The organism is Nonomuraea sp. NPDC049646, assembly GCF_044465525.1.
Lineage (GTDB): Bacteria > Actinomycetota > Actinomycetes > Streptosporangiales > Streptosporangiaceae > Nonomuraea.
The window spans coordinates 482,064-507,039 of record NZ_JBITLU010000005.1; the positions used below are offsets into that span (position 1 = coordinate 482,064).

Sequence of the window (24,976 nt, forward strand, 5' to 3'; positions counted from 1 at the left end):
CGCCCCCGGACGCTCACCCCCAGGCGCCGACCCGCTTGAGGAAGACGACGCCGTCGATCGCGCCCAGGTGGGACGGCTCCAGCGGGAAGTAGGCGAAATCCTGGGACACGCGCTTCGCCGGGCCGGCGACGGCCTCGGCCAGGCGGCGGGCGTCGATCACCGAGTGCTCCCACGGGAGCGCGGACAACGCGCCCTCGACGGTGTCCTCCGGCGGGGCGTCGTCGCCGGTCGTGCCGAAGGCGGAGGCCAGGTAGGCGTACCGGTCGCCCAGGCGGGCGGCGGCGATCGCCCCCGCGCTCCACCACTCCAGCCGCTGGTCGCCGAACGACATGACCGTCCTGTCGCGCTGGAGGTGCAGGTTGGAGGAGAAGACCAGGGCCGGGCCGTGCTCGGCGACGGCACGCAGGTTGGCCGCCATCATCGCGTCCCGCAGGGCCGACAGCCGGGTCCAGCGCGCCGGGGAGGCGTCGGCCATCCAGTGGTGGTAGCGCAGCAGGCCGGTGGCGGTGCGCGCGTACAGGTGCGCGCGTTCCCTGTCCCGGGCGCCGAGCTGCGGCGACTGCGTGTCGAGCAGCGCCGCCAGGTCGTCGGCGATCACCCGGAGCCGCTGGGCGTCGGCGGACTGGCCGATCGACTTCGCCGGGTCCATGGCCGTGGCCTCGTCGGACCACCGGTCGTCCTGGCCGAGCAGCGCGTCGAGGGTGTCCCTGGTCACCACCGCGGCGGGGAGCGGGCCGTCGAGCAGGTCGTACAGGCCGGTGAGCGCCTCGCGCGGGCTCGCCGCCCAGTACTCCAGCGGGCCGTCGACCCCGAAGAAGCGCAGCTTCTCGTCGTGCTCCTCGTTGTGGGCGCGCATCCATCGGACGAGCTCGCGGTTGGCCGGCAGGGCGCCGAAACCGTGGCTGAAGCCGCGGTCCATGACGTCGTCGAGGGTGCCGGCGCCGGTCGTGACGTAGTCGTCCACCAGGAGGCCCTTGAGGCAGTCGCTCTCGATGGCGAACGACCGGTAGCCCTCGTTCTCGACGAGGTGCCGGAAGATCTCGTTGCGCAGCTCGCCCAGTTCCCCCACGAAGTGCCGGGCCTCACCGAGGCCGAGCAGCAGCGGCCTGGCGGGAAGCGTCCCCAGGAACGCCGAGAGACCCGCGCCATCGACCGGCCAGGCGATGTCCTTCATATCCATGCCTTCAACGCTATCGTTGAACTTTCGGTGTAGCCTTTGCCGCCGAATCCCTCACTGATCTCCCGCAAACCTTCAACCGGCGCTCCACGCTTTGAACGGTTTGTTCAAAACAAGCTGTTGACATCAAAAGGTTCCCGCGACATCGTTGCCTGCATGTCCATCGATCACCCCTTCTCCCCGCCGGACCCCGAGCAGGCGCGCGCCCGGCGGGTGCACGCGTCCCTGTTCCGGATCGCCGAGCGGCACGCGGCCACCGGCGAGCAGCGGCTCAGGCAGGCCCACCCGTCGGTCATCGGGCCGCACGAGGCCGTCCGGCTGGTGTCGTTCCTGCTCAGCGGGGCCGCGCAGCTCGACGACGGCGAGCCGGAGGTCGACCAGGCCGACATCACGGCGGCGTTGAGCCTCGTCCCGCTGGTTCGCGGAGAGCTCGACGCGCTGGAGGCCGGGCTGCTGGCGATGGCCCGGGGGCGCGGCATGACCTGGCAGGAGATCGCCTTCGGGCTCGGCCTGGGCACCGCGCAGGCCGCCCGGCAGCGCCACGAACGGCTCGCCGAACGGTCGGCGACGACCCTCGACTAGGCCGCCGGCCAGGGGGTCAGGCGCGGCGCGGGCGGTTCCACCAGAGGGAGAGCGACAGCGCCGCGACCACCAGCAGGGCGCCGGCCCCGGCGAAGGCGGCGGCCGTGTCCACCCGTTCGCGGACGACCGTGAAGGTGCCGGGAAGGGCGTCGAGGGCGGTCGCGAGCTGGTCGGCGTTCTCGGCCCGGTGGTAGGAGCCGCCGGTCGTCCGGGCGATCTGCCGGAGCGCCGGCTCGTCGATGACCCGGGGGTTGCGGCCCCGGTCGAAGCCGCCGCCGGACCCGCCGCCCCAGTTGCCGAAGCCGCGGCCGTCGAACTGGGAGTTGTCGCACACCATCGGGACCACGTTCGTGGTGCCGAAGCCGATGGTGAACACGCGTACGCGGCGCAACGCCGCCTCCTGGGCGGCCCGCTGCGGGTCGACGCCCTGGGTGTTGGCGCCGTCGGTGAGCACGACGATCGCGGCGCCGGCGTACCCGGAGGTCGCGGCGGGCGGCGTGGCGGCGGTGGCGGCGACCGAGGGGTCCACCTCGGCGATCGCGTCGATCGAGGTCAGCATGGCCTGGCCGATCGCGGTGCCGCGGGCGACGGTGAGCCCGTCCAGGGCCTCGATCAGGGCGTCGGTGTCGTCGGTGGGCGGGACGAGCAGGCCCGCGGTGCCGGCGAAGGTGACCAGGCCGATGCGCGGCCCGCCGCGCTGCGACTCGATGAAGCCGGCGGCGGCCTTCCTGGCGGCGGTGAGGCGGTTGGGATCGACGTCGGTGGAGCACATGGAGCCGGAGGTGTCGAGCGCGAGCAGGATCGTCGCCGACCGCATCGGCACCGGCACCGACGCCTGCGGCCGCGCCGCCCCCGCCGCGAGCAGCGCCAGCCCGGCGACGAAGAGCGCCACGGGGATGCGCCGCGTCCAGCGCGTACGCCCGGGAAGGGCGGCCCGTACGAGCGCGATCGAGGTGACGCGCACGACCACCCGCCGCCGCCGGCGGCCCGCCCACCAGCGGATCGCGAAGATCAACGGGATGACCAGCGCGGACAGCAGCGCCCACGGCCAGGACAACGACATTCAGATCACCCGCCCCGACCGGAACACGGTGACCGCCGCGCCCGCGGCGAGCAGCACGAGGGCGAGCCCGATCAGCCCGCCGGCGAGCGGCAGCGGCTCGTCGGAGACCGTGAGCCGCAGGTCGATCGCGTCGGCGACGTCGTCGAGCCGCGCGGCGTCGGCGGCCGGGTGGTAGGCGCCGCCGGTGGTCCGCGCGATCGTGGTGAGGGTGTCCTCGTCGAGCGAGGTCTGCAGGTGGTAGCCGTCGACCTGCACCGCCGCCCCGGCCGCGGTGCCGACCCCCACGGTGTGGACGCGCACGCCCGCCTTCTGGGCCGCGGCGGCGGCCCGTCCGACGTCGCCGCCCTGGTTCTGGCCGTCGGAGAACATCACGATCGTGGCCGACGGCCAGTAGCCGAGGTCGGGCGGCGTCCCGTCGCGGCCGATGACCACCTGCCTGCCGGTGATGGCCGTCAGCGAGGCCGTGATGGCCGCCGCGAGCGAGGTGCCGCCGGTGATCCTCAGGCGGTCGATGGCCCTGAGCGCGACGGAGTGGTCGGCGTCGGGCCGGGCGGTGGTGAGCGCGCCGCGTTCGAACGCGACGACCCCGATGTCCACGCTGTCGGGCTGCGCCGCCACGAACGCGCGGGCCGCCCGCTGCGCGGCGGCCAGCCTGGTCGGCGCGACGTCGCCGGCGCCCATGCTGTTGGAGACGTCGACGGCGAGGATGACCGTGCCCGCGGTCCGCGGCACCGGCAGCATCGCCGCCGGTCCCGCGGCGGCGACCGCGAGCACGCCGACCCCGGCGATCGTCAGGCCGGTCCCGAGGTACGCGCCGCGCCCGCCCGGCCCGGCGACCCCGGCCGCGGCCAGCGCCGACCTCCGGCGGCGGGCCGAGACGACGACCGCCCAGGCCAGCGCCGCCGTCACGAGCAGCCCCACGGCCAGCACCAGCGGGGACGACAGCGTCAACCGATCCCCGGCGACCCCGCTCACGGCGACCGACCGGAAACGGGGACCGACCCCGATCATGGCGACCGATCGGAGACCCGGACCGACCCCGTTCATGGCGGCCGACCGTAGACCCGGACCGACCCCGATCACGGCGACCACTCCCCGCGCGGTCCCGAACCCGCTCGTGACGACCGCTTTCCCGTGCGGGCCGTGATCTCGACGAGCGTGTCGGTCAGGTCGTGGTCGGTGGCGACGCGGTGGACCGGCACCCCCGCCCGGCGCATGCCCGCCGCGAGCCGGGCGTCGCGGGCGTCCACGGCCTCGCGGAAGCGGACCCGCAGCAGCGGGTCGGCGGAGTCGACGACGAGCTGCTCGCCGGTCTCGGCGTCCTCGACCACGATCAGCCCGGCCTCGGGCAGCGCGTCGTCGGCCGCGTCCACGACGCGCAGGGCGACGACCTCGTGCCGCCGGGCCAGGCGCTGGAGCGAGCGTTCCCAGTCGCCCTCGCCGATGAAGTCCGACAGGACGACGACGAGCGCGCGGCGGCGCGCCAGCCGTCCGGCCGCGTCGAGCATCAGGGCCAGGTCGGTGGTGGCGCCGGCGCGCGGGCCGGCGGTGCGCTCCAGCTCGGCGCCGATCCGCAGCGCGTGCCGCCGGGACGTGCCCGGCGGCACGACCCGAACCACCCCGGTGTCGAACAGCAGCGCCCCGACCCGGTCGCCGCCCCGCCCGAACAGCCGGGCGAGGACGAGCGCCAGCTCGGCCAGGACGTCGTGCTTGCCGCGCCCCGGCCGCCCGGCCGTCATCGAGGCCGACCGGTCGAGCACCAGCCACACCGTCAGCTCGCGGTCCTCGGTGAACACGCGCAGATGGGGCTCGTCCAGGCGGGCGGTGACGTTCCAGTCGATGTGCCGGGCGTCGTCGCCGTCGGCGTAGCGGCGCAGGCCGGTGAAGTCGACGCCGGAGCCGCGGTGCGCGGTGCGGTGGGCGCCCTGGAGGCGGCCGTCCAGCCTGCGGACGACCTTCCACTCCAGGCGGAGCAGGAGTCTTTCGGGGGCGGTGGCCATGACGGCTCAGCGGTTCCGCAGGACGACGTCGGGCGTCCGGACGGCCCCGAGCACCCTGCTGATGATCGTGTCGGCGTCGACGTCGTCCGCCAGGGCCTCGTAGGACAGCACGAGACGGTGGCGCAGCACGTCGAGCGCGAGTTCGGACAGGTCGTCCGGCAGGACGTAGTCGCGACCGCGCAGGAACGCCAGCGCGCGGGCGCCCGTGACGAGCGCGATGGACGCGCGCGGGCTGGCCCCGTACGTGACGTACCGCTCCAGCTCCCCCAGCCCGGCCGTGCCCGGCGAGCGGGTCACGGCGACCACGCGGACGGCGTAGTCGACGATCGACGGATCGACGTACACCTGCCGGGCGCGGGCCCGCATCTCCATCAGCTCGGCGGTCGTGACCGTCGGCTGCGGCGGGTCCGGCGGGCGCAGCGCGCGCTCGACGATCGCCTGCTCCTCGTTCCGGGCGGGATAGCCGACGACCACCTTCATCATGAACCGGTCCACCTGCGCCTCGGGCAGCGGGTACGTGCCTTCGGACTCGATCGGGTTCTCCGTCGCCATCACCAGGAACGGCTCCGGCACCTGGAACGTCTCGCGGCCGATCGTCACCTGGTGCTCCTGCATCACCTCCAGCAGGGCGCTCTGCACCTTGGCGGGGGCGCGGTTGATCTCGTCGGCGAGCAGCAGGTTCGTGAACACCGGGCCGAGCTCCGTCCGGAACTCGCCGGAGTGCTGGTGGTAGACCCGCGTGCCGACGAGGTCGGCGGGGACCAGGTCGGGGGTGAACTGCACGCGCTGGAAGCCGCCGGTGATCGCCGCGGCCAGCGACCGGACGGCCAGGGTCTTGGCCAGGCCCGGCACGCCTTCCACCAGCAGGTGACCGTCGGCGATCAGCGCGACGGCCATGCGTTCGAGCAGCACGTCCTGACCGACGATGGTGCGTTTGACCTCGAAGAGGACCTGTTCGAGCGGATGAGCCTGGGCCGGGGGCATGATGTCCCTTCTGTAGGCGCTTCGGGGGGTGCCGGTCAGATCTGGGGTCCGTCGCCCGGCGGGCCGTCGCCGTCGTCGCCGCCCAGGGCCGCGCCGATCGGCACCGCGAACGCGATGCCGGCGAACGCGTCGTCGCCCCCGGGGTCGGCGATCGAGACGACGATCCCGACGACCAGCCCGCGGGCGTCCAGCAGGGGGCCGCCGGAGCTGCCCGGGTTGACGGAGGCGTCGAACTGGATCAGCCCGTTCAGGCCGGCGTCCTTGCCGGTCCGGCCGGTGGTCCGGTCGAGGCCGGACACCACCCCGGTGGAGACGCTGTAGGTCAGGCCCAGCGGATTGCCGATCGCCACGACCGGCGCCCCCACGGCCACGGCGCCGCCGAGCGTCGCGGGCACGACGATCTCCGGCAGCCTCACCGGCTTGAGCACGGCGACGTCCCGCTTGGGGTTCGCGGTGGCGACGACGGCCTTGGCCCTGGTCCCGTCCGCGAACGTGAGGTCGATGTCCTTCGCGGACTTGACCACGTGATGGGCGGTCAGGATCGTCCCGTCCTCGGCCGCGATCACCCCCGTGCCGAGCGACCTGCCCGCCTGGATGACCACGACCGACGGCCCGACCCGCCGGAAGACGTCCGGCACCGTGAGGGTCGCGGTGGGCGTCGGCGTGCCGCCCGGCCCTCCCCCGGCCCTGTCGTCGCCGCCGCTGCCGCCGCCGCCCAGCCAGTACGCCAGCGCCGCCACGACGACCAGCACCCCGCCTCCGGCGGCGGCTCGCCGAACCCTTCCGGCCCTGGCCCGCCCGGCTTCCCGAGCCCCGGCCGCACCGTCCTCCTGCGGCACGCGCTCCATGCTCCTCATACTCAGCAATCGCACCGAAAAGCACCATAAAGAAGGACGCACAAATGCCCGGCGCCTCCGGACGCGTCCAGGCCGGGCCGCAACCCATACGGCAGGACCGATTCCCCGCCGCCGTGCACTGACGGCTCCCCCGCATTGGCCTCTTGCGGACACCCCCGGCCAGATCGGGCCCGGCGCGGCTCGGGTACAGGTGCAGGCGTCCGCACCTCCCGCAGGAAGGGGCACGTCGTGAGATCCCTGCTCAAGCGCGTGGTCACCGTCGCCGCCTCCGCCGCCCTGGTGACGGCGGCGACCGTCGCGCCGGCCGCGGCCATGGACGCCTCCTACGTCTGCACCAGCGGCTCACGCATCCTCATCTCCGACCTGGTCGGGTACGTCATCGTCGCGAGCGGCTGCACCGGATCGGGCAGCGGCACCTACGGCACGATCACCATCCCGTCCGGCAGCTACTTCTGCCAGACGGTGACGCACAGCCCGGCGATCGACTACGTCAACGGGCAGCGTTGCTGACCGCTCCGCCCGCGCCGGAGGCGGTCACCAGCGTGCGCACGACCATCGGCTCGGCCAGGACGAGGTCCAGCACCTGCGCCGCATGACGGTGATGCGGGGTGGTCAGGTGCCGCTCCCGCGCCCCGGCGCCGGCCCACTCCTCGATCACCACCATGCTCGCCGGGTGGTTCGGATCGCCGTAGGCGCGGTAGGCCAGGCAGCCGGGCTCGTCCAGGGACGGTTCGATCATGGCTTCGAGCGCGGTCCGCAGCCGGTCCTCCTGCCCGGCCGCGGCCACGTACTCGGCCAGCACGACGAGGGACGTCTCCGGCGCCGTCACGCGAGGGGCCGGGCGGGGCCGGTCCCGGCGCCGGAGGCGGTGATCGCGGCGGCGATCTCCGCCAGGTCGGCCGGCGTCAGGTCCACCGCGGCGGCGCCGATCCAGCCGTCCACCTGCTCCGGCCGCCGGGCGCCGACGATGGCCCCGGTGACGCCCGGCCAGGCCAGGACCCACGCGATGGCCACCTCGGCGACGCCGACGCCGTGCCGGGCGGCGACCGGGCGCAGCGCCTCCGCCAGCCGCAGGTTGGCCGCCAGCCCGGTGGTGAAGTCGTGGTGGGCGGTCCGCCAGTCGCCGGCGGGCAGGCCCGCGACGCGCTCGGCGGAGAACGTCCCGGTGAGCAGGCCCGACTGCAGCGGCGAGTACGCGATCACGCCGGTGCCGTGGGCGTGCGCCCACGCGATCTCGGCCGCCGACGACCGGTTGATCGCCGAGAACGGCGGCTGGACGACGTCCACGTGGGCGACGCGCTCCGCGGCCGCCAGCTCCTCGGGCGAGTGGTTGGACAGGCCGATCGCGCGGACCTTGCCCTCGGCCTTCAGGTCGGCCATGACCTGCCAGTACTCCTCCAGCGGCGTGGCGTTGGGCGACACCGCGCCGAATCCGCCGCCGGCGTACTCCAGCGACTCGCCGGTGTCGGGGTAGTGCACCTGGTACAGGTCCACGCGCTCGACGTTCAGGCGGCGCAGCGAGTCCTCCAGCTCGCGCCGGACGCTTGCCGGCTTCATGATCCGGCGCGGGGCCGCCTGCGGGTCGTCGGGGTCCCAGACCAGGCCCGCTTTGGTGAAGACGTACGGGCGGTCGGCGTCGGGCAGGTCGGCGATGGCCTTGCCGACCAGTTCCTCGGAGTGGCCGAGCCCGTACACGGCCGCGGTGTCGATCCAGTTGACGCCGCCGGCGACGGCGCGCCGGATCGCGGCGATCGACTCGGCGTCGTCGGTCGCGCCCCAGCCGAACTTCCAGCCGGCTCCCGACACCGCCCAGGAGCCGAAGCCGAGGCGGGTGACGTCCATGCCGGTGCTGCCCAGAGGCCGGGTGGGCAGGTGGGTGGTGCTCATGTCGCGTTGCTCCCTGTGGGATCGAGGGGCCGGGCATCCCGTACGGATGTCCGGTGCGCCCCACTCTGGCGCGCCGCCCGCGGCCCACCCAGTGCCCGCCGCTGCCTAGGCACGGCATGACCAGGCTCGTGCCGGCGCCGGACGGCGATACTGGTCGCATGGCACTGGACAGACGCGCAGAACTGGGCGAATTCCTCCGATCCCGCCGCGCCCGGCTGCGTCCGGAGGAGCTCGGCCTGCCCGAGTACGGCAGCCGCAGACGCGTGCCCGGCCTGCGCAGGGAGGAGCTGGCCCAGCTCGCCGGGGTGAGCGTGGACCATTACGTCCGGCTGGAGCAGGGCCGTACCCTGCACTTCTCCGAAGCGGTCCTGGACGCCGTCGCCCGCGCCCTGCGCCTGGACGACGTCGAGCGCGCGCACCTCCACCGCCTGGCCCGCCCCTGGAACGACGGCGACCGCGGGCAGGCCGCGCCCCCGCTGCAACGCGTCCGGCCCGGCCTCCAGCGCCTGCTGGACGCGTCGGCCGACGTGCCGGCCTATGTCGTCGGCCGCAACACCGACGTACTGGCCTGGAACCACCTCGCGGCGGCGCTGATCACCGACTTCGGCGCGCTGCCGCCCGAGCAGCGCAACCTGGCCCGCCTGGTGTTCCTGGACGAGGGCATGCGCGACCTGTACGCCGACTGGCCCGCCAAGGCCGCCGACGTGGCCGCCTACCTGCGCCTCGACGCCGGCCGCCATCCCGAGGACACCCGGACGCCGGAACTGGTCGAGGAGCTGTCGGCGGCCAGCCCGGAGTTCCGCGAGCTGTGGGCCGAGCACCGGCTCAAGGACAAGACCCACGGACGCTACGTCTACCTGCACCCGGTGGTCGGCAGGCTCGACCTCGGCTTCGAGACCCTCCGCCTGCCCGACGACCCCGACCAGGCGTTGATCGCCCACACCCCCGAGGAGGGCTCACCCTCCCAGACCGCTCTCCGCCTGCTGTCCGCCTGGACCCGCCAGGCCCACGCCGCCTCCTGACCTCCGGCGGGGCCCGCTAGGAGTCGTCCTTCTCCAGCAGGCGGTCGAGCCTGATGGCCAGATCGAGGGTCTCGCAGCGCAGCAGGTCGAGCCGGCGGCGGATCTTCGACCGGATCGCCTGGAAGTGTTCGTCGGTCTGCCCGCGCAGGCCGAGCAGCTCGTCGGTCAGGGTCGTGACGTCCTGGCCCGACTCGCTGCGGGTCTCGGCGAGGTCGGCGCGCATCTCGGCGACGCCGAGCACCGCCTCGGAGCAGTCGGCCTCGGCGCACAGTGTCGCCTCCAGCGCCTGGACCCGAAGCCTGATGTCCAGGATCTCCGCCTCTACATCCACTTACTCCTACCTTTGCCGGTAGTCGGTAGGGAACCGGCCCAGTGGTGGAGGGCGGCCGGGTCCCACTTGCTGTAAGCACATGGTGGCAACCCGTGTATACCCGACACGACCGCCGGCAAGCAACGGGTGCGGGGCCGCGGAGGGCTCAGGCCGAGCCGGGCGCGGCAGGTCAGTTGTTGATCGGGTCCGGGTCGTACGCAGGCGTCCTCTGCGGGCAGCCGGGCGCCGCCTCCTTGCAGCAGCGCGGCCGGCTGGAGGTGAAGTGGGCGTTCATGTGGTGGCGCAGGGCCGCCAGCTCGTCGCCGAGCGCGGCGAAGTCCTGTCGCATCTCCGTACGGATGTCGGCGATGTCGGCCTGCATCCGGGTGATGCCGGTCGTGGTCGCCGTGGTGTCGCCGGTCGGCCTGCCTGCTCTGAGCTTCCGCAGGCGCGACAGCAGCCTGAGGATCCGTGTCTCTAGGTCCACACATTCCTGCCTTTGCGCAGCTGGACGGGGGCCCGCTCCGGACGAGCGGGCGGGCGCCCCGGGATTGAGAAAACGGTGACACATCGGCCGCCCGCGTGGGGATGATCAAGAAATCGCCGGGTGGGGTTCCATTACACCGGCGCCCAAGTTTCTTTTCTGCCAGCGGATATTGCCGCCGAAAGTGACGGACCGAAACCGGGCCAGGCCGGAGGAAGGACGGCAGAGACGGCGGCCCGCCGCGACGGGCGCGTACCGGCCGGTGGCAGGGCCGTGGGGACCGGCCGTCCTCTGGAAAAATCTTCTGGCGCATATCACGGCAAATCCGCAGATCAGGGACCGGCAACCCTGCGAATTCCCCTCCGCGACCACTCCGGATCAAGCATCCTGAGCATGTCATCACGCTCCCCCACCCCCCGTTGTAAGGAGCCTCCGTGACCCGGTTCGCCGTCGACCACTCACGCCGCGCGCTCATCGCCACCTGGGGTACGGGGATCGGCGACATCGCCACCACCGTGGCGGAACAGGTGCCTTCGAGCCCCGACGTGCTCCGCCTGGCCACCAGCCTCACGGAGCTGTCCTATGCCTGCTGGCGCTGCTACACCCACCCGTCCAGCGCCGCCGACCAGCACGGCCCCAACAGCGTCGGCTGGCAGCGGCAGGCCGAGCGCGACGCGTTCGCCTCGGTCATCCCGGCCCTGCTGGCGCCCGTCCGGCCGGCCAACGGCGCCTTGACCCTCTACTCCACGCGGGTGGAGGAGGTCGCCCACCGCGTCGGCCGTACGCTGCACACGATCAACCACGCCCCGCTGGCCGGCAGCGTGGCCACCGACGTCACCGCCGAGCTGGCCGCCATCGAGAACGCCGAGCTCGGCGACCTGACCGCGCGCGCCCAGCAGGCCGTCATGCTCAGCCGCGAGGACGCCTCGCCCCTCCAGGTCGCCCAGGCCGACAGCCTGCTGCACCAGCATCCGTTCGGCACGGAGGCGCTGTTCACCAAGATCGACCCCACCGCGGCCGCGATAGCGGCGGCCCACTGGCTCCACGCCGCCGCCACCATCAGCGCCCGGCACACCGGCCTGCATCCGATGCAGACCATCTCCGAGGTCGACAACATCAAGGCCCCCGCCCAGGAGAGCCTCACCGAGGTGCTCTCCGCGATGAGCGGCGGCGGCTCGCCCAGGGCCGCGGTCATGCCGATGATCCGCAACGCGCTGCACGTCGCCGAGGGCCACCTGTACGGCGTCACCGAGGCGAAGCACCGCATCGGCGTGGCCGAGGAGCTGATCGCCCAGGCCCGCACCGACCATCCCGAGCTCGGCCTCGGCCCCAGCACCGTCTACCTGCCCATCACCCCGCTCAACCCCGCCCGCCCGGCCCTCGACCTGCTGGAGAACCTCCTCTACGGCATCCGCAGCTGCTGGCTGACCTTCTCCCAGCACGCCGACACCCCGCCCGGCCGCGAGCCCGGCCGTCCGCGCCGCCACCACCGCCACACGGAGGTCTTCCTGGCCGAGGTGCGGAAGAGGGCGGCGCTGGACCGTTCCCGGCTGCTGTAGCGGGTCTGCCCGGCCCCTTCTCCGCCGAGGGTCCCATGATCACGGTACTCTCGGGCATGTCGGAAAACGTCGCCGAGCGACCTCCCTTACCGGCGCTCACCCGGGCCCTGGTCGGGCCGCCCGGCAAGGTGCTGCTGCCGCTGGTCGCCGTGGTGGGGCTGATCATGCTCGACTACACGAGCATGCCGGGCGGAGGCTCGTTCACACTGCTGCTGGCGGGTCTCGTGCTCGCCGTCGTCACCGTGGTCGTCTGGGTCGCCCGGTTCGCGGTGGGCCTGCTGCGCGCCGACGGACGTCCCGGGCTGCGCCGCCACTGGGTCCGCTGGACGGCCGCGCCGCTGATGGGCGTGACCGTGACCGCGCTGGTGCTCACCGGGGTGCCGTCCGAGGTCCGGTTCGCGCTGTCGGAGTCGGCGCTGGAGCGGTTCGCCCGTACGGTGGCCGCGGACACCAGGGCCGTCGAGCACGAAGACCAGTGGGTGGGCCTCTACCCGCTGACGGTGATCCAGCGGATGCCGGGCGGAGCGCGGTTCCTGGTGAGCGACACCGGCCTGTTCGACCAGTACGGCTTCGCGTGGAGCCCCGGAGGCGAGCCGCCCGAGGAGTCCCACACGGGTTACACGCATCTCGAAGGCCCCTGGTACGTATGGGAGAGCCGATTTTGAGGATTCCTGGATCGGTGAGCGGATGGGTCTTCACGTCCGCCGCGCTGCCGGTGCTCTGCGTCTTCGCAGGCGGCGGCATGATGCTCTGGCCGGCGGTGGCCGGCGCCCAGGCAGCCATGATCGTCGCGGTGACGAAGGCTTACCAGGACGCGGCTCGGTGGCGGGCGCCGGAGCCGGAGCACCCGGAAGGACCGCCTGCCGCCGAGTGAGGGCGGCCCGGCCCGTACGGAGACGTCGGCGGCAGCCGACCGGGCAGGAAGCGCCACTCGAGTGGGTAGGTTCCCCGGCAGATCTCAGGAAGGGGTGCCGATGCGGCGGAGTGGCGGAGAGCTGATGCTGGGCGGCATGCTGTCCGCCAATCACCTGACCGCGATGGAGGACCTGCCGCACGTGGTCGCCGGGCACGCCGCGCTGGTGGGCTTCGCCGAGACCGCGATCTACGTCACCGACCTGCAGCAGCAGGAGCTCATCCCGCTTCCGGAGCAGCGTGGCCCGTCCGGCGAGGCGCTGACTGCCCTGCGGATCGACGGCACGCTCGCCGGGATCGCCTTCCGTAACGTGGAGGTCGTGCACGTGCCGGGCGGGCCCGACGCCACGGCTCGGCGGCTGTGGCTGCCGCTCCTGGACGGCACCGAGCGGGTCGGCGTGCTCGGGGTGACGGTGCCGCTGGACGACGAGGTCGCCGAGTGGCGGGCCAAGCAACTCGCGTCGCTGGTCGCGCTGCTGGTGATCAGCAAGCGGCCGCACAGCGACTCCTACTCGCGCTTGATCCGCGCCCGGCCGATGACGCTGTCGGCCGAGGTGCTGGTGCCGCTGCTGCCGCCGGGGACGTTCGCCGACGACGACGTGGTGGTCAGCGCCGTGCTCGAACCGGCGTACGAGGTGGGCGGGGACGCCTTCGACTACGCCATCGACGGCGAGACGCTGCACGTGTCGATCTTCGACTCGATGGGCCACGACACCTCCGCCGGGCTGACGGCCACCATCGCCGTCGGGGCCAACCGGAACAGCCGGCGGCAGGGCGCCGATCTCGTCGGCACGGGCGAGGCGATCGACGAGGCCATTGCCGAGCAGTTCACCGGCCGCTTCACCACCGGCATCCTGGCCTGCCTCGACCTGAGCACCGGCTGGCTTACCTGGGTGAACCGGGGGCACCATCCGCCGCTGGTGATCCGCGAGGGCCAGCAGGTGGCCACGCTGTCCAGCGAGCCCGACCCGCCGATGGGCTTCCTGCTGCGGCCGTACACCGGGGAGCTGCGCTACCAGCTCCAGCCCGGCGACCGGCTGTTGTTCTACACCGACGGGATCATCGAGGCGCAGAGCCCGGACGGCGAGCTGTTCGGCCTGGAGCGCTTCATCGACTTCATCCTCCGCCAGGAGGCCGACGGCCTGTCGGCGCCCGAGACGCTGCGCCGGCTGGTGCAGGCCATCATGGAGCACCAGCACGGACGGCTCCAGGACGACGCGACCGTGCTGATGGTGGAATGGCGCAGCAGCATGCAGCAGCGGCTCGTCATGTGAGCCCGTCAGGTCTCGCCGACAGCGACGAACCCACTGTCGGGCCGGTAGTCGGGCGACTGGTGGCGGAAGTAGGTGTTGTAGACCTGGCAGTAGCGGCCGCCGCGGGCCAGCAGCGAGGCGTGGTCGCCCTCCTCCACGATCCGGCCGTGGTCGAGCACGATGATGCGGTCGACGTGCTCGATCGTGGACAGCCGGTGGGCGATGACGATCGAGGTGCGGCCGGCCAGCACCACGTCGAGCCCCTCCTGGATCTGGGCCTCGGTCAGCGGGTCGACGCTGGCGGTGGCCTCGTCGAGGACGACGATCGCCGGGTCCTGGATGAGCAGGCGGGCCAGCGCGACGAGCTGCCGCTGGCCCATCGACAGGGCCCGCCCGTGCTCGCCCACGTCGGTGGCCAGGCCGTGGGGCAGGGCCTCGATCCAGTCGCCGCCGCCGACCGCGGCCGCCGCGGCCAGCACCTCGTCGTCGCCCGCGTCGGGACGCGGGTAGCGGATGTTGTCGGCGACCGTGCCGCTGAACAGGAACGGCGCCTGCGGCACCGCGCCGATCTGCCGCCGGTACGCGCCGAGGTCGAGCGAGCGGATGTCGTGGCCGTCGATCAGCAGGCGGCCTTCCTGGAACTCGTAGAAGCGGGTGATCAGCTTGCCCAGCGTGGACTTGCCGGCGCCGGTGTGGCCGACCAGCGCGACGGTCTCGCCCGCCTCGACGACCAGGTCGAAGCGGCGGAGCACGGGGTGGTCCGCGTCGTAGCCGAAGGTGACGTCGTCGAACTCGATGCGCCCGGCGAGCCTGCCCGGGTCGGCCGAGCCGGTCTGGACGACCCGGGGCGGGGCGTCGATCAGGGCGAAGACCCGCTCGGAGGCCGACAGGCCCTGCTGGAACTGCGACCAGAAGGCGGCGATGGAGGTGAGCGGCATCCAGAACAGCGACACGCCCTGCAGGAACAGGTACCAGTCGCCCGCCGACAGGTCGCCGCCGAGCACCTCGGCGCCGCCGAGCCGGACCAGCGCGACCGTCGCGAGCCCCGCCACGAGGAACAGCAGGGGGAAGATGGCCGAGAAGACGAAGCCCTGGCGCAGCGTCACCCGGTAGCTCTGCTCGTTGACCGGCCGGAACTCGTCGTAGACCTGCTGCTCCTGGCGGAAGTTCTTGGCCACGGCGATGCCGCCCATGGTCTCCTGCAGGTTGGCGTTGACCCGGCTCAGCGACCGCTGGGCCCGCCGCGTGCTGGAGCGGGCCAGCCGCCGGAACAGCAGCGCCATGCCCATCACGACCGGCGCCACCAGCAGGGTCAGCAGCGCCAGCTCGACGCTGCGCAGGAACAGCAGGACGGTGACGAACCCCACCATCAGCACCTGGCTGATCAGGTCCATCGTCAGGGTGGAGACGGTGGCGAAGTCGTCGGTGTCGGAGGTGACGCGGCTGACGATGCGGCCCGACGGGGTCTCGTCGTAGAACGACAGGTCGCGTTCGAGCACGGCGTCGAAGGCGTCCTCGCGCAGGCGCAGCACGACGTCGCCGGTCACCCGCGCGCTGTACCACTGGCGGACGAAGTTGAAGGCCCAGCTCAGCGCGCCGGCGAGCAGGATGCCGGCGGCGAGCAGCGGGCCGACGCCGGCGATCGTGCCGTCCTGGATGGCGTCGACGCCCTGGCTGGCCAGCAGCGGCAGGGCCGCCTGCGCCGCCGAGACCAGCACGATCATGGCCGCCACCAGGAACATCGCGCCCAGCTTGGGACGGAAGTAGGCGAGGATCCGGCGCGTCAGGTCACGGTCGGAGTAGGTGCGGTCGTAGTCCTCGGCGTCGAGGCCGTCCATGATGAAGCCCATCAGTGGACCCTTTCCTGCTCGTCGAGCGCGCCCTGGTCGGCCGGGACCTCGTCGTAGTGGGCGAAGATGCGGCGGTAGAGGGGGCTGCCGGCGATCAGCTCGTCGTGGGTGCCGAAGCCGGCCACCTCGCCGCGCCGCAGCAGCAGGACCTTGTCGGCCCAGCGGATCTGGGAGAGCCGGTGGGTGATCATCAGGGTCGTGCGGCCTTCCTGGATGCGCTCGATGGCCTGCTGGATGCGGTCTTCGGTGGCGGAGTCGATGGCGCTGGTGGAGTCGTCGAGGACCAGGATCGCCGGGTCGGTCAGCAGCGCCCGCGCGATGGCCAGCCGCTGGCGCTGGCCGCCGGACAGCGTGAGGCCGCGCTCGCCGATGACGGTGTCATAGCCGTCGTCGAGCTCGGCCACGAACTCGGCCGCCTGCGCGTCCTCCGCCGCTCTGACCACGGCGGCGCGGTCGGCCCGCTGGCCGAGGCCGAAGGCGATGTTCTCGGCCACGGACCGCGAGAACAGCACGACGTCCTGCTCGATGGTGGAGATCTGGGAGCGCAGCGAGTCGAGGTCCCAGTCGCGGACGTCGACGCCGTCGACCAGGATCCGGCCCGAGGTGACGTCGTAGATGCGGGGCACCAGCTTCGTCAGCGAGCTCTTGCCCGCCCCGGTCTCGCCGACGATCGCCACCGTCTCCCCCGGCCGCACGGTGAACGTCACCCCCCGCAGGACGGGCTCGCCCTCGCCGTAGCCGAACGTGACGTCGTCGAAGACGATCTCGCCCCCGATGGGCGCGACGTGGCCGGCGGCCGGCTGCTCCAGCTCGGTCTCGGCGCCCACGATGTCGAGGATCCGGCGGGAGGACACGATGCCGATCTGGACCAGCGAGAACGTGAAGATCGAGATCTGGGTCGGGAAGCCGAGCATGCCCATCAGCCCCATGAAGGCCACCAGGTCGCCGATCGTGATCGCGCCGGCGGCGTGCAGGAGGAGGGCGTGCCACAGCGCCCCCGCCATGGCGCACGCGAACAGCAACGTGGGCAGGTAGCGGGCCTGGACGAGGCCGTTGCGCACGAACGAGTCGCGGTAGCGCCGGGCGTTGGCGCGGAAGCGCAGCCGCTCCTGCTCCTCCTGCGCGGTCACCTTGATGACCTCGATGCCGCGCACCGCCTGGCTCAGCCCGGCGTTGAGGTCGCCGAACTCGTCGCGCATGCGGGTGGCCACCGGGTTGAGCTGCCCCATGTAGTGGCGCAGCGCGAACGCGAACAGCACCCCGAACACCACCGGCACCAGCAGCAGCCGCGGGTCGATCGCGGCGATGAAGACCAGGGGCACCAGGCCGGTGAGCCCGGAGTCGACGATCAGGTCGACGCCCGGACTGATCATGATGGAGAGCTGGCGGATGTCGTTGGCCGCCCGCGCCATCAGGTCGCCCACCCGCTGCCGGTTGTGGAAGGTCTGGCTCTTGCCGAGCAGGCCGGCGTAGAGCTCGTCGCGGGCGTCGCGTTCGAGCCGCTTGGCCAGCATCTCGCTGCTCAGCCGGGCGAGGAGGTCGAACAGGCCGCGGGCCGACACCACCGCCAGCAGCACCAGGGCGACCAGGCCGAGCGCGGCGGGCGCGCCCCGCCCGCCCAGCACCGCGTCGAAGGCCGAGCCGATGAGCTGGGGGACCAGCGCGTTGAGCACCACCATCACCAGCGAGCCGCCGAGGAAGCCCGTCAGGGGGAGCGGGTGGCGGCGCAGGTGGGACCAGAGCCAGCGGACGGGCCCGCGCCGGTCGTAGCGCGGGCCTTCGACGGAGAACTCCGAACTGCCGCTGGTCACGGTGAAACCCCTTGGCCGAGGGCGGGCGAACGTCGGACCCGTTTGTATCACCGGGCACCGACAGAATCCGAGGGGTTTTCCGGCCGCGCATGAAGGCAAAGAGCGGGCAGCGTCACGCAATGAGACAGTAACCTTACCCACCGTGGACCCTTTCCTCCATCAAGCGGACCTGCTGCCGCTCGTGACCCTCCAGCCGCCGGTGCGCCTCCTCCCGGCCGACGACCTCGCGGCCGTGGTCCGGGCGACGCCGGTCGTCCACGACCTGCTCCGCCTGGCCTCCGCCGCCGGTGAGCCGGGGGCGGCGCGGCCGGAGCAGGGGCGGCTGTGGGGCGTGGCCGAGGACAGCCGGCTCATCGACGTGCGCGACGGGGCCGCCACGACCGGCCCGGCGGTCGAGACGCTGACGTCGGGTCCGGCCGACGACGTGCTGGACACGTGGGGCGACATCCTCTACTCGCTGTTCTCCCCCGAGGCCGACGCCGCCGCGCTCGACGCGGGCACGAGCACCCTGCTGATGCTGCTCAGCCACCGCGACGCCCTGCCGGTGGCGGAGATCCCCGAGCTGACCGACGAGGCGGCCGACGAGCTGGCCTGGTTGCGGCTGATCCGGCGCGAGGGCTCGTCGGTGTCGCTGACCCCGCTCGGCACCTGGAGCGCGCTCGACCTCTTCAAGACCCTCATCGGCCAGGACATCCCGGTCCACGGCGGCACGGCCGGCGCCGACGCCCCCGCGCTGCTGCGGGCCCTGCGCACCTACGACGACGACGAACGCGCCGAGGAGGTGCGCGTCTGGCTGGGCGGGCGCGATCCGGCGCGGGCCGCCGAGGAGATCGCCGACGTGCTGCTCGACGTCAGCCCGCTGAGCCGGGCCGTCGGGCTGACCGTGCTGCTGGAGGACCTCGGCCGGCCGGGCCGGGAGATCGCCGCCGCGTTGCGCGAGGTGCCCCGGCTGGGGGCGCTCATCCGGGCCAGGGAGAAGGAGGACCACGACGTCCCGCCCGCGCCCGTCGACGTGGCCTGGGTGTACGCCGACATGACCGTGGCCGCGATGGAGATCGGCGGGCCGGCCGAGTCGATACTCCAGCTCTCCGGCAACCTCGACGTCGACGACGTGCTCAGCATGCTCGGCATGATGACGTGCAGCGACCACCCCTACACGACGCCGATGCTGCGCTTCCTCATCGAGCACCATCCGGCGCCCCGGGTGGCCTCGGCCGCGCGCGTGGCGTTGCAGCGGTGGCGCGGGGTGCACGTACGGCCGCCGGGCGAGCGCGGCCGCCTGCCCAGGAAGCCCCGCAAACCGGGCAAGACGGCAGGCGCCCAGAAGCGCCGGCGACGCTGACCGGGCCTGTAGGGCGGGGCCCGCAAGACCCTGTAGGGCGAGGGCCCGAAAGGTCAGGGCTTGCGGGTCAGTCTGAGGGCGGCGCCGACGCGTTCGGCCCACTGCCAGGGGGCGTCCGTGCCGCCGGGCAGGGCGTTGTAGTACTCCCAGCCGCTCACCCCGCCCATCCCGGGATGCCGGCGCAGCAGCTCGGCGACGGTGGCGGCCAGGCGGTCGACCTCGACGTAGCCGCCGCCCCCGTTGTCGGGGCTGGTGACCGCCCCGGCCACCAGCTTGCCCGCCGGCACCACTCCCCCGGCGAGCACGGCGTCGTAGTCGCACGGGTCGGCCAGGCTCCGCGGGCCGCCGTACATCGGCAGGTTGAGCCAGGCGAGGTCGCCACCCCTGTCGCGGAAGACCTCGTCGTGGTCCACGGCGGCGGACGGGGTGAGCGCGAGCAGGAAGGCCGGGCCGAAGTCGGCGCGCAGCCGGTCGATCAGGCGTCCGAGGCCGGGCGGCGAGACGGGCTCGGTCAGGTGGAGGTCCACGCCGTCGAGGCGGCGGCGGGCGAGCAGGCGGCGCAGCGGCGGGTAGCAGGCGTCGAAGTCGTGGTCGAGGCGGTCCAGCCCGTCGATCCTGGCCAGGGCGCGGGCGCCGTACACCTGGGTGACCTGCACGTCGTCCCACATCTGGGCCAGGTCGGGGCAGTCGGGCGGGGCGCCGTTGAGCCGGACGTCGCCGTCCGCGCCGATCTCCACGGTGGCGACGACCAGGTGGGTGAGGCCGGTACGCCGTTCGATCAGGGGCAGCGGGGAGACGTAGAGACCGCAGTCGACGTGGGTCCGGTAGTACATCACCAGGCGGGGTGTGTGCTGGGGCAAGGCACGTCCTCCGTGAGGAATGAGGTGATACTTCACCATGTTCCACACCAAGAGTGAGATCAAAACTACCCTCGGTCAATTTTGCCGAGGACGGCCCACGGCGCTCAGCGGCCTGCGCGCGGCGGCCTGACCGGCTCCTTCGCGGCCGACCCCAGGGGCAGCATGACCTCGACCCGCGTCCCGGCCCCCGGCCCGCTGTTGACGACGCAGATGCCGCCGAGCTCGGCCGCCCGTTCCCGCATCGAGCCGAGGCCCACCCCCGCGCTGTACGCGGCGGGCAGCCCGCGGCCGTCGTCGGCGACCAGCACGCGCAGCACCGAGTCCCGCTGGAGCACGATGCGGGCGCGGGAGGCCCTGGCGTGCCGCCGGATGTTGGTCAGCGCCTCCTGGACGATCCGGTAGACGGCCACCTCGACGGCGGCGGGCAGGTCGGTCAGGCTGCCCTCGACCTCCACCTCGATCTCGGTGTCCGGCGAGGACTGCCCGGCCAGCTCGCGGACGGCTCTGGCCAGCCCGAGGTCGTCGAGCGCGGGCGGGCGCAGGCCGTACACCAGCTCGCGGATGTCGTCGGTGACCGCGCCCATGCCGGTGTGCAGCTCGCGCAGCAGCTCGTCGGCGGCGTCGGGCGACTTCTTCAGGCTCATCCTGGCCATGTTGATGGTCATGGCCATGGCCGAGAGGGTCTGGCCGAGCCCGTCGTGCAGGTCGCGGCGCAGGCGGCGGCGCTCCTCCTCCCTGGCCGTCAGGATGCGTTCCCTGGAACGCTGCAGGTCGGCGGCCATGCGCACGGCGTGCGCCACGTCGGCGGCGTACGGCGTGAGCGTGGTGAGCACGCGCTCGTTGTGGGCGGCGGGGAAGCGGCGCGGGCCGGGCGGCCCGACGAACAGGCGGCCGACGCGCTCGCCGTGCCACACCAGCGGCACCTGGCGGGGCTCCGCGCCCACCCGGCCGCTCTCGACGTAACGCGGCTCGCCGTCGGCGACCTCCACGGCCACGCCCTCGACCGCGAGCCCGTCGCGCAGCACGCTGACCACGGAGGTCAGCGCCTTGGCCGGGTCGCCGCGCCGGACGGCCTGGGTCAGGCGTTCGGCCAGCACGGCGGGGTCGCCGACGCTGCCGTACAGGAGGCGGTCGACGGCGCGTTGCAGCACGTGCCGCAGCGGCTGGAAGAACGCGCCCGCGAACAGCGCGGCGGCGATGCCCGCGATCTCGTCGTAGCCGGAGACCACGAGGCTGGACAGCGCGCCCGCGCCGAAGTAGACCGCGCTCACCACGGCCACCAGCCCGGCAGCGACGAAGGCCCGGCTGATCACCGTGTCGATGCCGTAGAGCCGGTAGCGGGTCACCGAGAACGCGACGGCGACCGGGATGAGCGCCGCCCACACGACGCTCGGCCACAGCAGGGCGGGCACGAACGCGGCCGTGATCAGGAACACGACGTAACCGGCGAACGCGAACAGCGGCCACCCGATCTGCCGCCTGCCCACCGGGTCGGCCCGGCGCAGCCGCAGCGCCAGGGAGATCGCGGTCAAAGCCATGGCGACGTAGATGCCGGTCCAGGCGACGGCGGAGACGGCCTCCACGTACGGCCCGAGCGCGCGGATCTGCAGCGGGTTGGGGATGACGGCCGGGTAGGGGTAGCTGCCGGGGGGCGGGTCGGGCCGGAACACCGAGCGGGCCAGGTCGAGCCCGAGCGAGAACGCGCCCAGCAGCAGCACCCACCGCCAGCGCGGCGAGGGCAGCCGCCCGTCGGGCGAGTAGAGCGGCAGCAGCATGGTGAGCGCCAGGCCGCACACCGCCCAGCCGACCTGTGCGGGGAAGCGTACGAGCCCGGCCGCGACCAGGTCGCCGTCGGCGGCCAGCCGGAACATCATCGCGCTGGACAGGTCGCTGACGGCGGCGGCGATGCCGCCCGCGACCATCAGCCACGCCATGTTCAGCCGCGGCCGGTGGAAGATCAGGAACGCGCCGACCGCGGGGAAGGTCAGGGCGGCGGCCGTCTGGGGCGAGGCGGTCCGCAGCGGGGTCCACGCCGCCGGCAGGCGGGCGTAGACGAGCAGCGCGGCGACCGTGAGGACCGGCGAGGCCACCGCCAGGGCGACGGCCGTGACGCGCGCGAGCCGCACGCCCCGGCCGGGCGAGCCCCGCCCGGTCCCGCGGCTCTCCGCCGGCGCGGCCTCTTCGGCGATCTCGGCGAACCCGGTCATCTCATCACCGCCTTCCCCAACACTTGAACAGGATTATGACCCTTTTACTGGGATAATCCGCCCGTTGTGTCCGGGCCGTTACCGTCCGACGCCTGATCCGGCCCTCACCGGGCCGGGACAGGCCTCAACCTACTCGACGGCGACGCGTGGTTTCCTGTACGCATGCCCGAACCTGATCTCGTGATCGACGGCGGCGACAAGATGTGCGTCCAACTGCTCATAGAGCTGCGCGGGCACGTGCTGCGCGCCGGTCCGGGCGCCGTGATCCACCTGATCGCCACCGACCCCGCCGCGCCCGTCGACCTGCCCGCGTGGTGCCACCTGACCGGCCACTCCTACCTCGGGCCGGTGCCCGGCGCCGGGCGGCCGACGTACGCGGTGCGCGTCGCGGACGCCGCCAAGGAGACCGAGCCCGCCCGTCCCTGGCACGCGGCCTGACGGCGGCCGCCGTCCGTCAGCGGAAGGAGCGGCGGTAGGCGGCCGGGGTGGTGCGCAGCGCGGTGTGGAAGCGGCGGCGGAGGTTGACCGCCGAGGAGAGTCCGACGCGGGCGGCGATGGTCTCGACCGGCAGGTCGGTCTCCTCCAGCAGCGCGCGGGTGGCGGCCAGCCGGCGTTCCAGCAGCCAGCGGGCGGGCGGCACGCCGAGCTGGTCGGCGAACTGGCGGGTCAGGGTCCGCGTGGAGACGCCCGAGTAGGCGGCCATGTCCTCGACGGTGACGTGGTCGGGCAACCGGCCGAACAGCCATTCGAGCAGCGGGGCCAGCGAGTCCGGCATGGGCCCCGCGGTGGGCAGCGGCGGGTACTGGCGCTGGCAGCCCTCGCGGTGCGGCCCGGCGGCGAGCTGACGGCCGATGCGCATGGCGTGGGCCGCGCCGTGGTCCTGGAGCACCTGGTGCAGGCACAGGTCGAGGGTGGCGGCCGAGGCTCCCGCGGTGGCGACGTCGCCGTGGTCCACGTAGATGACGGTGTCGTCGGGGATGACCCGCGGGTGCCGGGCGGCCAGCTCCCCGGACAGCTCCCAGTGGACGGACGCGCGGCGGCCGTCCAGCAGGCCCAGGGCGGCGGGGATGAAGATGCCCGCGCAGACGGCGACGATCCGCGCCCCGCGTGCATGGGCCCGGGACACCGCGTCGAGCACGGCCGGCGAGGGGACCAGGGTCCAGCCCGCGACGATCACGGTGTCGGCCTCGTCGATGGCTTCGAGACCGCTGTCCACCCGCATGGGGACGCCGAGGGTGGTGGGCAGCGAGCCCGGCCGCTCGGCGCACAGGGTGAAGCCGTAGTGCTGGGGGATGTCGGGCCCGTGGTAGCCGAAGACGGCCGAGGCCGAGGTGACGGGATAGAGCTCCTGGTTGGGCGCGACCAGGGCGACCACGCGGTGGGGGCGCACGGGGGCCGGTGGGGTCTCGGGGCAGTCCAGGGCCATGGCGCAAATGTACCCAATGATGTCATTTGGGACACCGGTGCTTTGATCTGGAGAAATCCAGAATTGGGGCTCATGTGGACGAGAAGTTTCGCCCTCTACTTCGGGGCCCGCACGATCTCGCTGCTCGGCGACGCGATGATGCCCGTCGCCTCGGCGCTGGCGATCGGCAAAGTCTACGGGATCGCCGGCGTCGGCTTCGTGCTCGCGCTCTGGACCGCGTCGGCCGTGCTGGTCATGTTGTTCGGCGGGGTCGTGGCCGACCGGATCGGGCCCCGGCGCCTGATGATCGGCGCGGACGTGGTCAGGGTGGTCACCCAGGCGGTCGTGGCCGTCGCCTTCCTCGACGGGGCCCCGCCGTTCGCCCTGCTGCTGGCGATGGCGTTCCTGTCGGGCATGGCCGCCGGGGTGTTCGAACCGTGCGTCAACGGGATGGTGCCGCTGGTCGCCGAGGATCCGCAGCGGGCCAACGCGACCCTGAAGATCGCCGAGGCGGTCACCCAGCTCGCCGGGCCCGCGCTGGCCGGGATCCTCATCGTGGCCACCGGGCCGGTCTTCGTCTACACCGTGGACGCCGCGACGTTCCTGGTCAGCGCGGTGTGCCTGGTGCTGGTGCGGGTCGCCGTGCCCAGGCCGGAGCCGTCCGACGTGCTGAGCGACCTGCGCAGGGGCTGGGAGGAGTTCAAGGCCAGGAGCTGGATGTGGTCGGTCATCCTGGTATGGGTGTTCTGGGGCGTGCTGGTGGTGGGGCCGTACGTGCCGCTGTCGTCCCAGGTCATCGGGGCCGACTACGGCTGGGTGATGGCGGCGCTCGGCCTCGGGACCGTCCTGGGCGGGCTGGTGGCGATCCGGCTCAAGCCGCGCAGGCCGCTGGCGGCGGGGGCGGTGGCGCTGATCGGGTACGTCGCCGTGCCGCTGTCGGTCGCGCTCGGCGCGCCGCTGCCGCTGCTGATGGCCGGGCACCTGGCCGGGGGGTGCGCGATGGCGTTCTGGTCGGTGATGTGGTCGACGACCGTGCAGACCCAGATCGCGCCGGACGTGCTGAACCGGGTCAACGCCTACCAGGTGGCCGGGTCGGTCGCGGGCATGGCGGTCGGGCAGGCGCTGGCCGGCCCGGTCACCGCGCTGGTCGAGCCGCGCGTCTTCATGCTCGGCTCGGCCCTGGTGACGGTCGGCGTGGTGACGGCGCTGCTGGTGATCGGGCCGGTACGGCGGCTCGGCCGCAGGTCGCAGGCGTCCGCGAGCGGGCCGGTCACGGTCCCGGCGACGTAGCCGGCGCCGAGGGGCGGTGCCCATGGCACGTGCCGCGGCCGGGGCGTGCGGCTGGCAGACCGCCCGCCCCCGTCTGCGGCACGTGCCGTCCCCTCCTTTTCGCGGCACGCGATGTGGGAGC

General features: G+C 73.2%; 25 protein-coding genes. 10 read left to right on the forward strand and 15 right to left on the reverse strand.

Features of this window, described 5'->3' with window-relative positions; genetic code table 11:
* Window positions 1–13 precede the first annotated feature (13 nt).
* Window positions 14–1,180 (reverse strand): erythromycin esterase family protein, encoded by a 1,167-nt coding sequence (locus ACIBQ8_RS17855; RefSeq protein WP_397192461.1) that lies wholly within the window; start codon window positions 1,178–1,180, stop codon window positions 14–16.
* 153 nt (window positions 1,181–1,333) lie between these two features.
* On the opposite strand from ACIBQ8_RS17855, the gene ACIBQ8_RS17860 reads away from it, so the two are divergent.
* Entirely contained in the window at window positions 1,334–1,759 is a 426-nt protein-coding gene (locus ACIBQ8_RS17860) for a DNA-binding protein (protein ID WP_397179533.1), read from the forward strand.
* 16 nt (window positions 1,760–1,775) lie between these two features.
* Here ACIBQ8_RS17860 and ACIBQ8_RS17865 read toward each other — a convergent pair whose 3' ends face one another.
* From ACIBQ8_RS17865 to ACIBQ8_RS17885, 5 genes are all read right to left on the reverse strand, one after another.
* A complete protein-coding gene (locus ACIBQ8_RS17865) occupies window positions 1,776–2,822 on the reverse strand; it encodes a VWA domain-containing protein (protein ID WP_397179532.1) in 1,047 nt (348 codons plus the stop codon).
* Window positions 2,823–3,833 (reverse strand): VWA domain-containing protein, encoded by a 1,011-nt coding sequence (locus ACIBQ8_RS17870; RefSeq protein WP_397192462.1) that lies wholly within the window; start codon window positions 3,831–3,833, stop codon window positions 2,823–2,825.
* Window positions 3,834–3,901: 68 nt separating this feature from the next.
* Window positions 3,902–4,822: a DUF58 domain-containing protein gene (locus ACIBQ8_RS17875; RefSeq protein ID WP_397179530.1), complete on the reverse strand. Its 921-nt coding sequence runs from the start codon at window positions 4,820–4,822 to the stop codon at window positions 3,902–3,904.
* 6 nt (window positions 4,823–4,828) lie between these two features.
* On the reverse strand, window positions 4,829–5,806 hold the full coding sequence (locus ACIBQ8_RS17880; protein ID WP_397192463.1) for an AAA family ATPase: 978 nt from the start codon (window positions 5,804–5,806) through the stop codon (window positions 4,829–4,831).
* 35 nt (window positions 5,807–5,841) lie between these two features.
* Window positions 5,842–6,654 (reverse strand): S1C family serine protease, encoded by an 813-nt coding sequence (locus ACIBQ8_RS17885; protein WP_397192464.1) that lies wholly within the window; start codon window positions 6,652–6,654, stop codon window positions 5,842–5,844.
* 237 nt (window positions 6,655–6,891) lie between these two features.
* Here ACIBQ8_RS17885 and ACIBQ8_RS17890 point away from each other — a divergent pair, with 237 nt between their 5' ends.
* Window positions 6,892–7,173, forward strand: a complete 282-nt coding sequence (locus ACIBQ8_RS17890) for a hypothetical protein (RefSeq protein ID WP_397179527.1) — start codon at window positions 6,892–6,894, stop codon at window positions 7,171–7,173.
* Here ACIBQ8_RS17890 and ACIBQ8_RS17895 read toward each other — a convergent pair.
* Both ACIBQ8_RS17895 and ACIBQ8_RS17900 read right to left on the reverse strand, forming a co-directional pair.
* Window positions 7,154–7,492: a putative quinol monooxygenase gene (locus ACIBQ8_RS17895; protein WP_397192465.1), complete on the reverse strand. Its 339-nt coding sequence runs from the start codon at window positions 7,490–7,492 to the stop codon at window positions 7,154–7,156. The two genes, ACIBQ8_RS17890 and ACIBQ8_RS17895, sit on opposite strands and share 20 nt — an antisense overlap.
* Window positions 7,489–8,550: an aldo/keto reductase gene (locus tag ACIBQ8_RS17900; protein ID WP_397192466.1), complete on the reverse strand. Its 1,062-nt coding sequence runs from the start codon at window positions 8,548–8,550 to the stop codon at window positions 7,489–7,491. The genes ACIBQ8_RS17895 and ACIBQ8_RS17900 overlap by 4 nt, the downstream gene beginning before the upstream one ends.
* Before the next feature lie 158 nt (window positions 8,551–8,708).
* Between ACIBQ8_RS17900 and ACIBQ8_RS17905 the strand changes: the two genes are divergently transcribed.
* The gene (locus ACIBQ8_RS17905; RefSeq protein WP_397192467.1) at window positions 8,709–9,572 is read left to right on the forward strand and encodes a helix-turn-helix transcriptional regulator; all 864 of its coding nucleotides are present in this window, start codon (window positions 8,709–8,711) and stop codon (window positions 9,570–9,572) included.
* Between the two features lie 16 nt (window positions 9,573–9,588).
* On the opposite strand, the gene ACIBQ8_RS17910 is transcribed toward ACIBQ8_RS17905, so the two are convergent.
* Window positions 9,589–9,903: a hypothetical protein gene (locus tag ACIBQ8_RS17910; protein ID WP_397179523.1), complete on the reverse strand. Its 315-nt coding sequence runs from the start codon at window positions 9,901–9,903 to the stop codon at window positions 9,589–9,591.
* A 169-nt stretch (window positions 9,904–10,072) separates the two neighbouring features.
* Window positions 10,073–10,369, reverse strand: a complete 297-nt coding sequence (locus ACIBQ8_RS17915; protein WP_397192468.1) for a hypothetical protein — start codon at window positions 10,367–10,369, stop codon at window positions 10,073–10,075.
* Window positions 10,370–10,800: 431 nt separating this feature from the next.
* On the opposite strand from ACIBQ8_RS17915, the gene ACIBQ8_RS17920 reads away from it, so the two are divergent.
* From ACIBQ8_RS17920 to ACIBQ8_RS17935, 4 genes are all read left to right on the forward strand, one after another.
* Complete coding sequence (locus ACIBQ8_RS17920; protein ID WP_397179521.1) at window positions 10,801–11,925, forward strand: hypothetical protein; 1,125 nt, start codon at window positions 10,801–10,803, stop codon at window positions 11,923–11,925.
* A 56-nt stretch (window positions 11,926–11,981) separates the two neighbouring features.
* The gene (locus tag ACIBQ8_RS17925; RefSeq protein ID WP_397192469.1) at window positions 11,982–12,590 is read left to right on the forward strand and encodes a hypothetical protein; all 609 of its coding nucleotides are present in this window, start codon (window positions 11,982–11,984) and stop codon (window positions 12,588–12,590) included.
* Between the two features lie 14 nt (window positions 12,591–12,604).
* Window positions 12,605–12,799: a hypothetical protein gene (locus ACIBQ8_RS17930; protein ID WP_397179519.1), complete on the forward strand. Its 195-nt coding sequence runs from the start codon at window positions 12,605–12,607 to the stop codon at window positions 12,797–12,799.
* Between the two features lie 100 nt (window positions 12,800–12,899).
* On the forward strand, window positions 12,900–14,111 hold the full coding sequence (locus ACIBQ8_RS17935; RefSeq protein WP_397179518.1) for a PP2C family protein-serine/threonine phosphatase: 1,212 nt from the start codon (window positions 12,900–12,902) through the stop codon (window positions 14,109–14,111).
* A gap of 5 nt (window positions 14,112–14,116) precedes the next feature.
* Here the strand turns inward: ACIBQ8_RS17935 and ACIBQ8_RS17940 are convergent, their stop codons facing one another.
* Together ACIBQ8_RS17940 and ACIBQ8_RS17945 are read right to left on the reverse strand one after the other, a co-directional pair.
* On the reverse strand, window positions 14,117–15,940 hold the full coding sequence (locus ACIBQ8_RS17940) for an ABC transporter ATP-binding protein (RefSeq protein ID WP_397192470.1): 1,824 nt from the start codon (window positions 15,938–15,940) through the stop codon (window positions 14,117–14,119).
* Window positions 15,940–17,751: an ABC transporter ATP-binding protein gene (locus ACIBQ8_RS17945; protein WP_397192471.1), complete on the reverse strand. Its 1,812-nt coding sequence runs from the start codon at window positions 17,749–17,751 to the stop codon at window positions 15,940–15,942. The genes ACIBQ8_RS17940 and ACIBQ8_RS17945 overlap by 1 nt, the downstream gene beginning before the upstream one ends.
* Window positions 17,752–17,893: 142 nt before the next feature.
* Between ACIBQ8_RS17945 and ACIBQ8_RS17950 the strand changes: the two genes are divergently transcribed.
* Window positions 17,894–19,093, forward strand: a complete 1,200-nt coding sequence (locus tag ACIBQ8_RS17950; RefSeq protein ID WP_397192472.1) for a hypothetical protein — start codon at window positions 17,894–17,896, stop codon at window positions 19,091–19,093.
* A 53-nt stretch (window positions 19,094–19,146) separates the two neighbouring features.
* Here ACIBQ8_RS17950 and ACIBQ8_RS17955 read toward each other — a convergent pair whose 3' ends face one another.
* Window positions 19,147–19,953 carry a hypothetical protein gene (locus tag ACIBQ8_RS17955; protein ID WP_397179514.1) on the reverse strand — a complete coding sequence of 269 codons (807 nt, stop codon included), beginning with the start codon at window positions 19,951–19,953 and terminating at the stop codon, window positions 19,147–19,149.
* Window positions 19,954–20,057: 104 nt separating this feature from the next.
* Window positions 20,058–22,160, reverse strand: coding sequence for a histidine kinase (locus tag ACIBQ8_RS17960; RefSeq protein WP_397192473.1), 2,103 nt, complete (start codon window positions 22,158–22,160; stop codon window positions 20,058–20,060).
* Window positions 22,161–22,322: 162 nt separating this feature from the next.
* Here ACIBQ8_RS17960 and ACIBQ8_RS17965 point away from each other — a divergent pair, with 162 nt between their 5' ends.
* The gene (locus ACIBQ8_RS17965; protein WP_357976369.1) at window positions 22,323–22,598 is read left to right on the forward strand and encodes a sulfurtransferase TusA family protein; all 276 of its coding nucleotides are present in this window, start codon (window positions 22,323–22,325) and stop codon (window positions 22,596–22,598) included.
* A gap of 16 nt (window positions 22,599–22,614) precedes the next feature.
* Here the strand turns inward: ACIBQ8_RS17965 and ACIBQ8_RS17970 are convergent, their stop codons facing one another.
* Window positions 22,615–23,586 (reverse strand): GlxA family transcriptional regulator, encoded by a 972-nt coding sequence (locus tag ACIBQ8_RS17970; protein WP_397192474.1) that lies wholly within the window; start codon window positions 23,584–23,586, stop codon window positions 22,615–22,617.
* A gap of 72 nt (window positions 23,587–23,658) precedes the next feature.
* Here ACIBQ8_RS17970 and ACIBQ8_RS17975 point away from each other — a divergent pair, with 72 nt between their 5' ends.
* A complete protein-coding gene (locus ACIBQ8_RS17975) occupies window positions 23,659–24,855 on the forward strand; it encodes an MFS transporter (RefSeq protein WP_397179511.1) in 1,197 nt (398 codons plus the stop codon).
* Window positions 24,856–24,976 lie beyond the last annotated feature (121 nt).